This window comes from Microbacterium sp. Beta (assembly GCF_005502545.1).
Taxonomy (GTDB): Bacteria; Actinomycetota; Actinomycetes; order Actinomycetales; family Microbacteriaceae; genus Microbacterium; species Microbacterium oxydans.
The window spans coordinates 229,976-243,912 of sequence record NZ_SCOG01000001.1; the positions used below are offsets into that span (position 1 = coordinate 229,976).

A 13,937-nucleotide genomic window follows, 5' to 3' on the forward strand; every position below is an offset into this window, starting at 1 on the left:
TGCTGCGGCTGGGTCGGTCCTCCGGAACTCATAGGCAAAGCTTATGGGCACAACGTCGATGGTCCGGATATGGCGACGCCCTCCACCCGGCTACCTGCACCCACCCGGTAGCGTAGGAGCATGCGGTTCGCTCACCTGCGCCGTCCTGACTCCCCCCACGCGGCTCTCGCCGTGGTCGAGGGATCGGACGCCATTCTCGTCTCTGACCTCCTGACAGACCCTCCTGCCACCCTGCAGCAGCTGATCGAGGGAGGAGATTCGGCTCTCGACGCTCTTCGCGGGGCCCTGGAGAACGGCTCAGCCCCGCGGCACCCGCTCGACGGGTGGGCCTTCGACTCCGCGGTGCTCACTCCCCCCGCAGTGCTGGCCGTCGGCCTCAACTACGCCGCCCACTCGAGCGAGCTGGGGTTGAAGACGGACGCCGCGCCGACGGTCTTCACGCTGTGGCCGAACTCGCTCACCGGTCACGACCAGACCACGTCGTGGCCGCGCGCTCTGAGCGAAGCCGTCGACTACGAAGCCGAGCTCGGCGTGCTCATCGGCACCCCCGCCAAGGACGTCGCCGAGGCCGATGCCCTGACTCACGTCTGGGGCTACACGGTGGTGAACGACATCACGGCCAGGAACATCCAGTTCTCCGAGGCGCAGTGGTCCCGCTGCAAGTCGTTCGACGGATTCACTCCGACCGGGCCCTTCGCCGTGACCGCCGACGAGGTGGCAGACCCGCAGGACCTCCACATCTGGACCGTCGTGGACGGCCACACCGTGCAGGACGCGAGCACCGACCAGATGGTCCGGTCGGTCGCGAAGCTCATCGCCCACCTCTCGCAGTCGCTCACGCTGCTCCCCGGCACCCTGATCTCGACCGGCAGCCCCGGCGGTGCCGGATACTCACGCGACCCGCAGATCTTCCTCCGCGACCACTCCACCGTGACCGTCGGCATCGACGGCATCGGCGAGTTGACCACGCACTGCCGGATCACCGACTGAGCCACCGCGCAACACGACTCAGCTCGTGCAGCCGCAGCTCTGTCCGGTCTGGAGGCCGACACCGAGGCGCACGGTGCGCGGCGGCGTCGAGCCGTCGCCCGGGTCGGTGAGCAGCAGATGGGCAGCGACCCGTCCCATGAGTTCCATCGGCTGGCGGATCGTCGTGAGCGTCGGAGTCGACGTGCGCGCCGCGAGGATGCCGTCGAACCCGGCGATGAGCACATCTCGGGGCGCCTCCACACCTTCGGCGCGCAGCACACCGATGAGCGCGATGGCGACCTGGTCGCTCGCGCAGACAAGGGCATCGGGGAGAGTGCCGGCACGGGCACGGTCGATCACCGTGCGGAAGTCCGGAGACGCCTCGACGTCGACCTCGTCGAACAGCTCACCGGTCACGCCTTCCCCGCGGTCCGCGATGATCTGGAAGAACGCGTCCATCCGCTCCGCATAGTCGTGCGAGAGGTGGGCGCCGACCCAACCGAGCGAGGACACGCCGTGCCGGTCGACGAGGTGGTCGATCAGCATCCGCTCACCGCCGGCGTTGTCGACGAGCACTCGGTGCCCTTCCCCCGCCTCGCTGCTGAGCACGACGACCGGCAGGTTGGCGGCAACCGATGCGAGTGATGCCGTAGCCGAACGCCCCGGCAGCACCGCCAGCCCGTCGACGCGTCCAGCCGTGTCGGCGACGTCCGGCAGATCGGTGCCGCCGTTGCTCAGCAGCACCGCCCGACCGTTCCTTTTGCACTCGAGCACGAAGCCTCGCTGCACCTCGTCGACGTACAGCGGGAACGTCTGCGGTTCGCTGAGCCGTCGGTCCTCCGCCTCATCCCAGGGCACCGGCGCGGCGTCGAGATCGAGGGTGTTCAGGTCGACCCTCGTCTCACCGACGCCCGGGTTCTGCGGCGACGTGCCACCCGGTCGACCGTCGAGGAGCATGTCGAACAGGTGAAGACCGAGCACGCCGGTCTTCCCCCTGGCCAGGTTGCGCGCGGATCCGCTGGGGAGGTATCCGATCTCCCTCGCCGCCTGCAGCACCGACTCCCTGGTCTCCGGACGGACCTTCTCGGGCCGGCGGAAGGCGAAGGATACGGTCGCGATCGACACGCCGGCTCGTTCGGCGACGTCGTAGACGGTGGGGCGGCTGATCGCCATGGGCACCTCGCTCTCTGGGCGATTCTACTGACGGCCCCGCCGACGTCGGGGAGTCAGCGCAGGGTGAGTCCGCTGCGCAACGGGTACAGCGGATCGACCGTGTCCCCCGCCATATCAGGCCGTGCACGGCGCACCGCGTCCATGGAGCTCGGGATCTCCACCGGGAGCGTGCCCCGCGGAGGGATGGATCCGCTCAGCGCCGCGAGGACCGCCTCATCCGAGCTGCCGAACTCCACGGCTAGTGCCGACGCGAACGGCACGAACGGTGTGAGTATCCCCGGACGGTCGAGGGTGACGACCAGAACGAGCGGGCAGTCCGCCGCGATGCGTCGGAGGCGGACGACGAGTCCCGGCGGGAACTCGAGGGATCCCTGGTGGAACCAGCGCTCGAGGAAGAGATCGTCCCTGGGCTCGAAGGGCGCTCCGATGCGCACGATCGCGAGGTCGGCATCCTCGGGACCGAGCACCGGTTCCGCGAACTCCCGCAGTGCGCCGTCGCTCACGCCCTCCGCATACACGCGGGGACGCTCACCGGCGAACAGCGGCAGCGTGCCATCGCGGTTCTCCAGCACGGTGACGGATTCCGCCTGTGCCCGGAACCCCTCTTCGCGGAACGTCGCGGATCCGACGATGCGTTCGGCCTCGCCCTCGTCGACGTACGGATCATCGAAGAGTCCCAATCGGAACTTCACGAGCAGGATCCGCCGCACCGACACGTCGATGCGTGCCTCCGGAACCGCGCCGCTCTCGACGAGTTCGCGGAGCAGCTCGACGCACTCCTCTCCCCCGAACTGGTCGACGCCGGCATCCAGCAGCATCCGCATCCGCTCGATCGGCGTGAGGTGCTCCACCCCCCATGCTCTGGCAGGGAGCACCTGATCCCCGACGTGGTTGTCGTTGACCAGCTCCCAGTCGGTGACGACGACGCCGTCATAGCCGAGCTCCTCGCGCAGCAGCTCGGTGATGATCTGTCGGTTGTAACCGAAGCCGATCTCGGCGATGTGCTCACCATTGCGCGCCAGGCCGACCGGCATCCCGTAGTACGGCATCATGCCGGCGGTGCCGCGACGGATCGCTTCGACGAAAGGCTTGAGGTGCTCCTCGAATCGCCCGCCGGGATAGACCTGCTCCCGGCCGTAGGGGAAGTGCGGGTCCTCCCCGTCGAGCTGCGGTCCGCCGCCGGGGAAGTGCTTCGTCGTGCACGCGACGCTCGAGGGACCGAGGTCCGCCCCCTGGAACCCGTCGAGGTACGCGGCGGTGATCTCGGCGACACGGTCGGCGTCGTAACCGAAGGTCTGCGCCTGCCGGCCCCACCGAGCCTCGGTCGGCAGGTCGATCTGCGGATGCAGCGCCGCCCTGATTCCGACAGCCAGATACTCCTGCCGTGCCGTGTCCGCGAAGCGTCGGATCAGTTCGAGGTCGTCGATCGCCGCCAGCCCCATCGCCTCCGGCCACTGTGAGAACGGACCAGCCGAGAAGGCGACGCCGGTGTTCTCCACGAAGGCGTGACGTGGGTCCGTGCTGATCGTGACAGGGACACCGTGTGGCGTGTCCTCGGCGAGCCGCTGCAACGCATTGTTCCAATGGGCGCCCTCGCGTGCCGTGCGCATGGCATGCACGTTGAAGTGGCTGAGGTGCTTGCGGAGCACCACCTCGGATGTCGGGGACTTCGAGATGGCACCCGGCGTCTCCAGCAGCTCCCCCTCCGGCCCGATCTCGATGACGGTCTGGAACATCAGACCGATCTTCTCGTGGAGTGAGAGTCGAGAGACCAGGTCTTCGGTACGCTCCGTCGCGGGAAGGCGCGGATCCTCGTAGGGATCCATGACGCCGTTGCCGTTGAGGTCGCGATAGGCGACGCCATCGCTCGAGGTGGAGACGTGCGGTTTCATCTGTCGTTTCTTTCTGTCGGCGGAGAAGGTCGAGAGCGCTGTCGCCTACTTCAGCCCGGTCGTGGCGACGCCACGGATGAACCAGCGCTGCAGGAACACGAACAGCAGGAGGATCGGCGTGATCACCAGAACCGACCCCGCCAGCAGCAGGCCGTAGTCCGTGGCGTTCTGACCGGTCGAGTACAGCGACAGCGCCACCGGAAGGGTGTACATGTCCTGGGTCTGAGCCGCCACCAGCGGCCAGAGGAAGTTGTTCCATGACGAGAGGAACGTGAGGATGCCGAGGGTGGCGAGCGGCGGCCCGCACAGCGGCATCACGATGCGCGCGAAGATCCGCCACTCCCCTGCTCCGTCGAGACGAGCGGCCTCCAGCAGCGGATCCGGGATGCCCAGCATGAACTGGCGCATCAGGAAGACGCCGATAGGTGCGGTGAGGAAGGGCAGGATGAGGCCGGGGAAGGTGTTCACCAGTCCGAGCCTGGAGACCATCACGAACAACGGCACGAACGTCACCACGCCGGGAACCATGAGGGTGACCATGACGAGCGCGAACAGCGCCTTCTTCCCCGGGAACTCCATCTTGGCCAGTGCGTAGCCGACCATCGAGCAGAACACCATGTTGCCCAGCACGGTCGCCACGGCGACGATGAGGCTGTTGGCGAAGAAGTGGCCGAAGTCCAGCGGGCCGAACCATGCGGCGAAGTTCTCACCGGTCGGAGTCTCGGGCCACCACGTCGGAGGCCGGCGCAGGATCTCGCCCTGCGTCTTGACGGAGCCGAGCAGCATCCATACGAACGGGATGAGCCACAGCACGAGCCCGACGGCCAGGACCGAGTAGGTGAGGATCCTGCCCTTGTTGTGCCCGGCGCGTGGGCGCCGGCGCGTCCGCTGCGGAAGCTCGGCGGAATCGGCGGGGGGAGCCGTCGTCGGTGTCGTCATGACGTCAGTCCTTCGAACGGAGCAGTCGGAACTGCAGCAGGCTGATCAGTGCGATCGCGAGGAACAGCACGTAGCTCGCCGCGGATGCCAGTCCGTACTCGCCGAATCCGAACTGCTGATAGGTGTAGAACGCCACGGACAGCGTCGAGTCGAGAGGGCCGCCCTTCGTCATCACGAACGCCTCCTCGAAGAACTGGAGATAGCCGACCGAGATGAGGACGGCGCCCAGGAGCAGGGTGGGTCGCAGCAGCGGCAGCGTCACGGAGATCAGGCGCCGCCATGCAGAGGCGCCGTCCATCGTGGCCGCTTCGTTGACATCCTCCGGCACCGCCTGCAGACCGGCCAGGAAGATCACCATCAGTGTGCCGACGTTGCGCCAGACCGCCATCATGATGAGCGACGGCAATGCGAACGAGGGGTCATTGAGCCAGTTGGGCCCGTCGATGCCGATGAGGGCGAGAGCGGAGTTGAGCAGGCCTTCCGGTTGCAGGATGTAACGCCAGACGACGGATATCGCGACGATGCTGGTCACGACGGGTGCGTAGAAGCCCACGCGGAAGACGGAGACGATGCGCCCCTTCCCGCTGTTGAGGGCGAGCGCGAGGGCGAGGGCGACGATCATCGTGATCGGGATGCCGACCAGGACGAAGATGCCGGTCACGCCCAACGAGGTCAGGAACCGCGAGTCGGAGAACAGCGTGAAGAACTGCTGCAGTCCCACGAAATTCACCGCGAACGGGGAACTGATGTCGCGGGCGGTGAAGTCGGTGAACGACATTGCGAACGATCCGACGATCGGGAACAGCATGAAGACGGCGAACACGATGACGAAAGGAAGGGCGAAGCCCCAGGCGACGAGCGCCTGCCTGCGTCGCGACCGGACGCCCAGCGTCTGATCCCCCGCGCTGCGGGAACCGCGAACGGTCCCCGCAGCAGGGGTGGTGGATACGGACATCGAGTCAGTCCAGCCCGATGGCGTCCGCTTCGCCCTGGAGCGTCTCGAGGACCGACGACACGTCGCCGGTCCCGCGCCGCAGGGCCTCCAGTGCCTGATCGCCCTTCGCGGCGACCTTCACCCAGCTGGTGGTGACCGGCGGCGCCTTCGCCGTCTCGAGCTGCGTGCCGAACGTGGCGAGACTCGCGTCGTCGGCCACCGCCGTCTCATCCCACGCGGCCTGGGACGCCGGCAGATCACCTGTCGCCTCGAAGAACGCCGCTTGGGTCTCCGGCTGGCTCAACCAGTCGACGAGCTTCCAGGATGAGGACGCGTTGTCGCTGTCCTTGAAGACGACCAGGTTCGCCCCACCGCTGAAGGACACCGAGCCCTCCGCGGCCGGCAGCACGGCGGTCGCATACTTGTCGGCGAAGCCCTCACCGCCGACGGCTTCGAGCTGTCCGCGCAGGAAAGGCCCTTCGACCACCATCGGCGCGGAGCCGTCGACGAACTCCGCCTCGGTCGATCCGGGCGACGTGTCGACGTTCGGATCGGCGATGCCATCGGTGAAGAAGCTCTGGTAGTACTCCAACCCCTCGGCCATCTCCGGGGTGTCGAGCGTCCACGCATCACCATCGGTGAGTTCGGCACCAGCGGACCACGGCATCCACATCGCTCCCTGGAAGGAGTCGTTGCCCGCGGGCAGCCTCATGCCCCACGTCGATCCACCCTTGCTCTGCATGTCTGCGGCCATCCGTGTGAGGTCCTCCCAGGTGGTGGGCGCCTCTGTCCAGCCGGCTTTCTCGGCGATGTCGGTGCGGTAGTAGAGCACCCGGGTGTCGACGTACCAGGGCACCCCGGCCGCGCGCTCGCCGATCTTCGTCGTGCCCAGCGCACCCTCGAAGAAGTCATCGGTGGAGATCTGCTCCGGGACCGTGGCGAAGGCATCGCCGAAGTCGGCCATCCACGTGGACCCCATCATCGCGATATCGGGGGTGTTTCCCCCGGCGATCGCCGTCTGGATCTTGTTGTGAGCCGCGTCCCAGGGGATCGGCGTGACGTCGATCTTGACGTCGGGATTGTCCTTCTGGAAGGCCTTCACGAAGTCGGGAAGGGCTTCGCCCTCCGCGCCCATCGCCCAGATCGAGATCGTGCCGGTCGCCGGCCCGTCCTCGATGGACGTGACCTCGTCCGGCCCGGAGGCCGCGTCGTCGGCCCGGCCGCAACCGCTCAGCAGGAGCGATGCCGCAGCCAGAGCCGCCACGCCTCCCAGAACACTCGTGAACTTCACGTCTTCCTCCTTGAATCGCAGGTTCTGAATCTATGCGCTTAAACACGCGTCACAGATAATTTAAGCGCATAGATTCCTGGCGGGCAACCCCTCGTGAGGACTCCGATGCACGGCAGACGACGAGCGGCCCCGACGAGAATCCGTCGGGGCCGCTGGAAGAGGAGGGGTCAGATCTCGATCAGGTCTTCCGACGCCACCACCGGGATCGCCGCCGTGATCGTCTCGAGGCCGGAGAGACGTGCCGGCGACAGCTGCTTGACGACCTCTTCGCGAGACATCAGACCGGCTTCGACCACGAGGTCGGCAACGCTGCGGTTGGTCAGCAGCGCCGTCTTCGCCAGAGCGGCCGCCGCCGCGTAGCCGATGAAGGGCGTGAGGGCTGTGATGACGCCAACGGATGCCCCCACCATGGCGCCGAGGCGGTCACGGTTGGCGGTGATGCCGTCGACGCAGTTCACGCGCAGGGTCCACATCGCCTGACGCATCCAGGTGATCGACTGGAAGATCGAGTGCGCGATCACCGGCTCGAAGGCGTTCAGCTGCAGCTGTCCTGCCTCTGCCGCCATCGTCACGGTCATGTCGGCGCCGGCGACCGCGAACGCCACCTGGTTCACGACCTCCGGGATGACCGGGTTGACCTTGCCTGGCATGATGCTCGAGCCCGCCTGCATGGCGGGGAGGTTGATCTCTCCGAGACCCGCCTGCGGTCCGGACGAGAGCAGACGGAGGTCGTTGCAGATCTTCGAGAGCTTCATCGCGTTGCGCTTCAGCGTCGAGGAGAACGACATGAACGACCCGGTGTCGCTGGTGGCCTCGACGAGGTCGCCGGCCGTGCGCAGGTCGAGACCGGTGATCTCACGCAGGTGCTTGAGGACGGCGGGTGCGTACCCCGGGTGGGTCGTGATCCCCGTACCGATCGCCGTCGCGCCCATGTTGATCTCGAACATGAGGGACGCGTTCTCGGTGAGTCGCGTGTGGTCGTACCCGAGGGTCGTGGCGAAACCGTTGAACTCCTGCCCCAGCGTCATGGGCACGGCGTCCTGGAGCTGGGTGCGACCGACCTTCAGCACATCGTGGAATTCGCGCGACTTGCCCAGGAAGGACAGCCGCAGCAGGTCGAGCTCCTCGAGCAGTGAGCGCAGGGTCAGCGAGAGGCCGATCTTCACCGCGGTCGGGTACACGTCGTTCGTGGACTGGCTGCGGTTCGTGTGGTCGATCGGCGAGAGGAAGGCATAGTCGCCCTTCTCGTGACCGGCCATCTCGAGCGCGATGTTGGTGATGACCTCGTTCGCGTTCATGTTCGTCGAGGTTCCGGCACCACCCTGGATGACGCCGACCGTGAACTGCTCATGGAACTCGCCGTCGATCACGCGCTGCGCTGCGCGATCGATCAGATCAGCCCGCTCCGGATCGAGCACGCCGATCTCCCGGTTCGCACGCGCGCTCGCCTGCTTGACCATCGCGAGACCGACCACGAGGTCGGGGTACACGGAGATCGGCCGCTTCGTGATCGGGAAGTTCGCGTCGGCGCGGGCGGTATGGATCCCCCAGTACGCGTCGACGGGAATCTCCATGCTCCCGAGCGAATCGGTCTCGGTACGGGTCAGGGTAGGCGCGGCAGAAGCCATGTCACATCCTCGTGGGTCGTGGCGGGTGAGAAGGGTGGGGGATGCCCCTCAGTCTACGCCGCTCAGCGTCCTGGTTTGCGGGAGAAGGCCTCGAGTCGCCCTTCCGGGCTGAGCTCCGCCATGCGTTCGAGCCAGTCCGCGGAGAAGTAGTCGCCGGTCTCGGCGCCGGTCACGGGGACGACGGTGTGCGTGATGGTGTCGGCGTACACGTGGACGAGCTGGAATGCCTGCGCGGCATCCATGCCGTTCACCTCGGCGGCGGGGCGCGCGACGTTCATCGTGTAGCAGGTGGCGGATGCGACGCTGACCGGAACACCGGCGAAGGTGCCGTGGGACGAGTAGTGCAGGTGGCCGGCGAGGATTCCGCGGACGTCGCTTCCCCGGATGACGTCGGCGAGCTCGTCCTGGTGCCGCAGCTCGAGGATGTCGAACAGCGGCAGGTGGCTCGGCAGCGGCGGGTGGTGCATGGCCAGCATCGTCCCGAGCGGCGCGGGTTCGGCGAGCACGTCGGCCAGCCACGAGAGCTGGCCCTCATCGAGGTCGCCGTGATGCCAGCCCGGCACACTCGTGTCCAGCGCGATGACCCTCAGGCCGTCGAGGTCCCAGATTCCCGTGACAGGGTCTTCCGTCGGCTCCAGACCGAGCAGCTCGGCGCGCAGTGCAGGGCGTTCGTCATGATTGCCGGCGACCCAGACGACCGGCGTGTCCAGTTGATCGGCCACCGGCTCGACGGCTGCCCGCAGTCGCCGGTACGCGTCGGGCTCCCCCAGGTCGGCGAGGTCGCCCGTCACGACGATCGCAGCAGGGTGCGGATGCACTGCCCGGATCGCCTCCAGCGTGCGGGCGAAGTTCGCCTCGACGTCGTAGCGTCCGCCCAGCCGGATCCCCCCGGCGAGGAAATGCGGGTCGCTGACGTGGACGAGCACATGAGATGCGGGCTCGTGCCTGCCGAACACGTAGGGGCTGCCTGTTCCTGCGGACATGAGCCCCAGCCTATGGCCGAGCGTTCACCGAGGAGCGGGACCGTGCGGTTCGCCGTCGATCAGTGTCCGAGGACCAGGAGCAGGATCCCGCTGACGACGGCGACACCGCACAGCGCGAAACAGGCATAGGCGCCGATCAGTGCGAGGGACTTCTGCCCCTCGGTCAGCGGGCTCTTGCGGGCGGCCTTGGCAGCCTGCTTCTCGGCGCGCCTCAGCTCCTTCTCCGTGATCACCGTGATCGCGTCGGTGAACTCGGCGGGGCTCACGACGGGTGCGCGACCGCTGCGGACGAGGAGGCGGAGCCCCAGTGCGTAGAACGTCACGATGGCGGCGGCGCCGATGAGGGCGGCCGCGAACACCTGGAGGAACGCGAACCAGTCGATCGAGACGCTCATTCGGACTCTCCGTTCCGGCCGGCATCGGGCTTCTGCGTCGTCGACGCGGTCTTCGATGCCTTGGTGGTCGCTTTGGCGTCGGCCTTCTTCTTCGCCTTCGCCGCCGCGTCCTTCTTCGCCTGGGCCTTGGCCTCGGCCTTCGCCTTGTCACGCGCCTCGGCCCGGGCCCGAGCCTCAGCCTTGGCCTGCTCGATGCGCTGCTGACGCCTCGTCGGCGGAGGTGTGTCCGGCAGCTCGATCGCACGGCCCGACTCGGCGACGTCACTCATGGCGTTCGCCGGCGTCACGGCGTTGCGGCGTGACCGCATGAAGAGTCCGAGGATGATGGCGAGCGCGATGACGGCATCGATCACGACACCCCAGTTGCCGAGCCAGACGACGAGCAGCGCTGCAAGAGCGCCGACGCCTCCTGCCGCGGGGAGCGTCAGCAGCCAGCCGACACCGATACGGCCGGCGGTCCGCCAGCGAACGGTGGAGCCACGACGTCCGAGACCGGAGCCGATGACCGAGCCGGAGGCCACCTGCGTCGTGGAGAGGGCGAAGCCGAGGGCGCTGGAGGCGAGGATGGTGGCTGCGGTCGAGCTCTCCGCAGCGAAACCCTGCGCCGGCTTGACGTCGGTGAGCCCTTTGCCGAGGGTGCGGATGATGCGCCAGCCGCCGAGGTAGGTGCCGAGAGCGATCGTGAACGCACAGGCGATGATGACCCACAGCTCGGGCTCGTGGTGCGCTCCCGACTGCCATCCGATGGTGATCATCGCCAGCGTGATCACACCCATCGTCTTCTGCGCGTCGTTCGTCCCGTGCGCGAGCGCGACGAGGGACGAAGTGAAGATCTGCCCCCACCGGAAGCCATCGCGCCCATCGGGCTTCCCGTCGTAGCGACGGGTGATCGAGTAGGCGATCTTGGTGGCCGCGAATGCGATGAGGCCGGCGGTGACAGGGGCGATCAGAGCCGGGAGCACGATCTTCGAGAGCACCATCCCGAAGTCGATCCCGCTGATGCCCGCGCCGACCATGGTCGCGCCGATCAGTCCGCCGAAGAGGGCGTGGGACGAGCTCGACGGCAGACCCAGCAGCCAGGTCAGCATGTTCCAGGTGATGGCGCCGATCAGTCCGGCGAAGATCAGCGACAGGAACAGGTCGGTCCCCGCGTCTATGATCGCGTCTTCGCGGATGATGCCACCGGAGATCGTCTTGGAGACCTCCGTCGACAGGAATGCGCCGACGAGGTTGAGGACCGCGGCGAGGAGGACGGCGGTCTTGGGCTTCAGCGCACCTGTGGCGATCGGCGTCGCCATGGCGTTCGCCGTGTCGTGAAAGCCGTTGGTGAAGTCGAAGAAGAGTGCCAGCGCGATGACAAGCACGACGATGAGGGCTGCGGTTTCCACCGTTCGCTTTCGGTCGTTGAGGAAGAAGGAGATGTCGACGTGATCGACGTGACGAACGAAGAGTTCACCGTGGGTTTGACTTCCGTTAACCGGCCCCGGTAAATCCTCCCACCCTCCCCCGTGCCGGTCAACTCGACCTGGGATAGCGTGAGACGGTGACTGAAGCCCCCGCCACCGACCGCCGTTCGACGCTCCGCACCCACCACGGCGATACCTTCGATGATCCATACGAATGGCTCCGCGCCAAGGATTCCGCGGAGGTCATCGCCCATCTGGAAGCGGAGAACGCCCACACCGATTCCGAGACCGCACATCTCTCCGCGCTCCGCGAGACGCTGTTCCAGGAGATCAAGGGACGGGTGCAGGAGACGGACCTCTCCGTCCCCACCCGCCGTGGTGACTGGTGGTACTACAGCCGCACCGAAGAGGGCGCGCAGTACGGCATCCACTGCCGCGCGGCCGCCGAGCCCGGCGACTGGACTCCCCCGCGCCTCGAACCGGGAGTCCCCGTCCCCGGCGAGGTCGTGCTCCTAGACGGCAACCACGAAGCCGAGGGCCACGAGTTCTTCTCGCTCGGCGCCTTCGACACCTCCGACGATGCGACGAAGCTGCTCTGGTCCACGGACTTCGAGGGCGACGAGCTCTACACGGTGCACGTGCGCGACCTCGCCACCGGCACCACCCTCGACGACGAGATCCCGAACACGGGCGGCGCCTTCTTCACCCCGGACGGCACCGGTGTGCTCTACACGACCCGTGACGAGGCCTGGCGCCCCGATACCCTGTGGCTGCACCGACTCGGCACCCCGGTGTCCGAGGATGTGAAGCTCTTCCACGAACCCGACGAGAAGTTCTGGCTCGGCGCCGGGATCACCCGCAGCCGCCGGTACCTGGTGATCGCCGTGGGATCGAGCATCACGAGCGAGGAGTATCTGGTCGATATGAACGGCGACCTCACCGCTGAACCGCGTCTCGTCTGGCCCCGACGAGAAGGGGTCGAGTACTCGATCGAGCACGCGGTCGTGGACGGCGATGACCGGCTGCTCGTGCTCCACAACGACGGGGCGCTCGACTTCGAGCTCGTCTCGGTCTCCGCCTCCGACCCGCAGGGCCGACGACGGGTGGTGCTCCCCCACGAGCAGGGACGGCGACTGCTCGGGGTCGAGGCCTTCCGCGACTTCGCCACCGTGGAGTACCGCAGCGAAGGTCTGGAGCGTGTGGGCCTGCTCGACTACGTCACGGATGCGGTCGAGGAACTCGCCTTCGACGAGCCGCTCTACTCGGCGGGCGTGAGCGGAAACCCGGAATGGCACTCGCCGTTCCTCCGCCTCGGGTACACGTCGTTCGTGACGCCGGGAACCGTGTACGACCTCGAACTCGCCACCCGTGAGCTGATGCTGCGCAAGCAGGTACCCGTGCTGGGTGGCTACGACCCGACGGACTACGGCCAGCGACGCGAATGGGCCACCGCGGCCGACGGCGTGCGCGTGCCGATCTCACTCGTCTGGAAGCGCTCGTTCGGGGAGCCGGGAGCGGAACCGCGCCCTGTGCACCTCTACGGCTACGGATCGTACGAGCACTCGATCGATCCCGGATTCTCGGTCGCGCGTCTTTCCGAGCTGGACCGCGGTGTGATCTTCGCGGTCGCCCATGTGCGCGGAGGCGGCGAGATGGGCAGGCAGTGGTACGAGGACGGGAAGCTCCTCCACAAGCGCAACACCTTCACCGACTTCGTCTCCTGCGGCGAGCATCTGGTCGAGACGGGTGTGACCACTCCGAGCCGGATGGTGGCAGAGGGTGGCAGCGCCGGCGGTCTGCTCATGGGCGCCGTGACGAATCTCGCGCCCGAGCTGTTCGCCGGGATCCTCGCCGGCGTGCCTTTCGTGGACGCCCTGACGACGATCCTCGATCCGTCGCTGCCACTGACCGTGATCGAGTGGGACGAGTGGGGCGACCCGCTTCACGACAAGGATGTCTATGCCTACATGAAGTCGTACAGCCCGTACGAGAACGTTCGCGACGGCGTCCGGTATCCGCGGATCCTCGCGGTCACCTCGCTGAACGACACCCGGGTGCTCTACGTGGAGCCGGCGAAGTGGGTTGCCCGTCTGCGCGAGGCCGGGGCCACCGACGTGCTGCTCAAGTGCGAGATGGTCGCGGGGCACGGCGGCGTGAGCGGACGCTACAACTCCTGGAAGGAGCGGGCGTTCGAGCTCGCCTGGCTCCTCGACACTCTCGGCCTCGCCGAGGTGTGACACCGGACTGTCCTCGCGTTCGCGCCTGAACGAACGCGAGGACAGGCCTGCGTGAGTGCGACCGCGAGAACAGGCGATCACGCAGGAACA

11 protein-coding genes are annotated in these 13,937 nt (G+C 67.3%); 2 read left to right on the plus strand and 9 right to left on the minus strand.

Annotation, left to right across the window (positions count from 1 at the left end; translation table 11 throughout):
- Positions 1–120: 120 nt before the first annotated feature.
- Positions 121–990, plus strand: coding sequence for a fumarylacetoacetate hydrolase family protein (locus FFS56_RS01170; RefSeq protein WP_046748290.1), 870 nt, complete (start codon positions 121–123; stop codon positions 988–990).
- A gap of 18 nt (positions 991–1,008) precedes the next feature.
- On the opposite strand, the gene FFS56_RS01175 is transcribed toward FFS56_RS01170, so the two are convergent.
- The 9 genes from FFS56_RS01175 to FFS56_RS01215 form a co-directional block, all read right to left on the minus strand.
- Positions 1,009–2,142, minus strand: coding sequence for a LacI family DNA-binding transcriptional regulator (locus FFS56_RS01175; RefSeq protein ID WP_046748289.1), 1,134 nt, complete (start codon positions 2,140–2,142; stop codon positions 1,009–1,011).
- A gap of 53 nt (positions 2,143–2,195) precedes the next feature.
- Complete coding sequence (locus FFS56_RS01180; RefSeq protein ID WP_127012286.1) at positions 2,196–4,034, minus strand: glycoside hydrolase family 3 N-terminal domain-containing protein; 1,839 nt, start codon at positions 4,032–4,034, stop codon at positions 2,196–2,198.
- 45 nt (positions 4,035–4,079) lie between these two features.
- Complete coding sequence (locus FFS56_RS01185; protein WP_046748287.1) at positions 4,080–4,973, minus strand: carbohydrate ABC transporter permease; 894 nt, start codon at positions 4,971–4,973, stop codon at positions 4,080–4,082.
- 4 nt (positions 4,974–4,977) lie between these two features.
- Entirely contained in the window at positions 4,978–5,928 is a 951-nt protein-coding gene (locus FFS56_RS01190) for a sugar ABC transporter permease (RefSeq protein WP_046748286.1), read from the minus strand.
- A gap of 4 nt (positions 5,929–5,932) precedes the next feature.
- Entirely contained in the window at positions 5,933–7,198 is a 1,266-nt protein-coding gene (locus tag FFS56_RS01195) for an extracellular solute-binding protein (protein WP_127012287.1), read from the minus strand.
- Between the two features lie 167 nt (positions 7,199–7,365).
- Entirely contained in the window at positions 7,366–8,826 is a 1,461-nt protein-coding gene (locus FFS56_RS01200; RefSeq protein ID WP_046748284.1) for an aspartate ammonia-lyase, read from the minus strand.
- Between the two features lie 62 nt (positions 8,827–8,888).
- Positions 8,889–9,809 (minus strand): phosphodiesterase, encoded by a 921-nt coding sequence (locus FFS56_RS01205; protein WP_127012288.1) that lies wholly within the window; start codon positions 9,807–9,809, stop codon positions 8,889–8,891.
- Between the two features lie 59 nt (positions 9,810–9,868).
- Entirely contained in the window at positions 9,869–10,204 is a 336-nt protein-coding gene (locus FFS56_RS01210; protein WP_046748282.1) for a hypothetical protein, read from the minus strand.
- Entirely contained in the window at positions 10,201–11,592 is a 1,392-nt protein-coding gene (locus FFS56_RS01215; protein WP_046748281.1) for an inorganic phosphate transporter, read from the minus strand. The genes FFS56_RS01210 and FFS56_RS01215 overlap by 4 nt, the downstream gene beginning before the upstream one ends.
- A gap of 155 nt (positions 11,593–11,747) precedes the next feature.
- On the opposite strand from FFS56_RS01215, the gene FFS56_RS01220 reads away from it, so the two are divergent.
- Positions 11,748–13,847 carry a S9 family peptidase gene (locus tag FFS56_RS01220; RefSeq protein ID WP_127012289.1) on the plus strand — a complete coding sequence of 700 codons (2,100 nt, stop codon included), beginning with the start codon at positions 11,748–11,750 and terminating at the stop codon, positions 13,845–13,847.
- Positions 13,848–13,937: the final 90 nt, after the last annotated feature.

What these genes read in the sequence shown, in the direction of transcription:
- FFS56_RS01200 (WP_046748284.1), bottom strand. Translation starts at nt 8,826, where the DNA reads ATGGCTTCTGCCGCGCCTACCCTGACCCGTACCGAGACCGATTCGCTC.
- FFS56_RS01185 (WP_046748287.1), bottom strand. Translation starts at nt 4,973, where the DNA reads ATGACGACACCGACGACGGCTCCCCCCGCCGATTCCGCCGAGCTTCCG.
- FFS56_RS01205 (WP_127012288.1), bottom strand. Translation starts at nt 9,809, where the DNA reads ATGTCCGCAGGAACAGGCAGCCCCTACGTGTTCGGCAGGCACGAGCCC.
- FFS56_RS01180 (WP_127012286.1), bottom strand. Translation starts at nt 4,034, where the DNA reads ATGAAACCGCACGTCTCCACCTCGAGCGATGGCGTCGCCTATCGCGAC.
- FFS56_RS01190 (WP_046748286.1), bottom strand. Translation starts at nt 5,928, where the DNA reads ATGTCCGTATCCACCACCCCTGCTGCGGGGACCGTTCGCGGTTCCCGC.
- FFS56_RS01175 (WP_046748289.1), bottom strand. Translation starts at nt 2,142, where the DNA reads ATGGCGATCAGCCGCCCCACCGTCTACGACGTCGCCGAACGAGCCGGC.
- FFS56_RS01170 (WP_046748290.1), top strand. Translation starts at nt 121, where the DNA reads ATGCGGTTCGCTCACCTGCGCCGTCCTGACTCCCCCCACGCGGCTCTC.
- FFS56_RS01210 (WP_046748282.1), bottom strand. Translation starts at nt 10,204, where the DNA reads ATGAGCGTCTCGATCGACTGGTTCGCGTTCCTCCAGGTGTTCGCGGCC.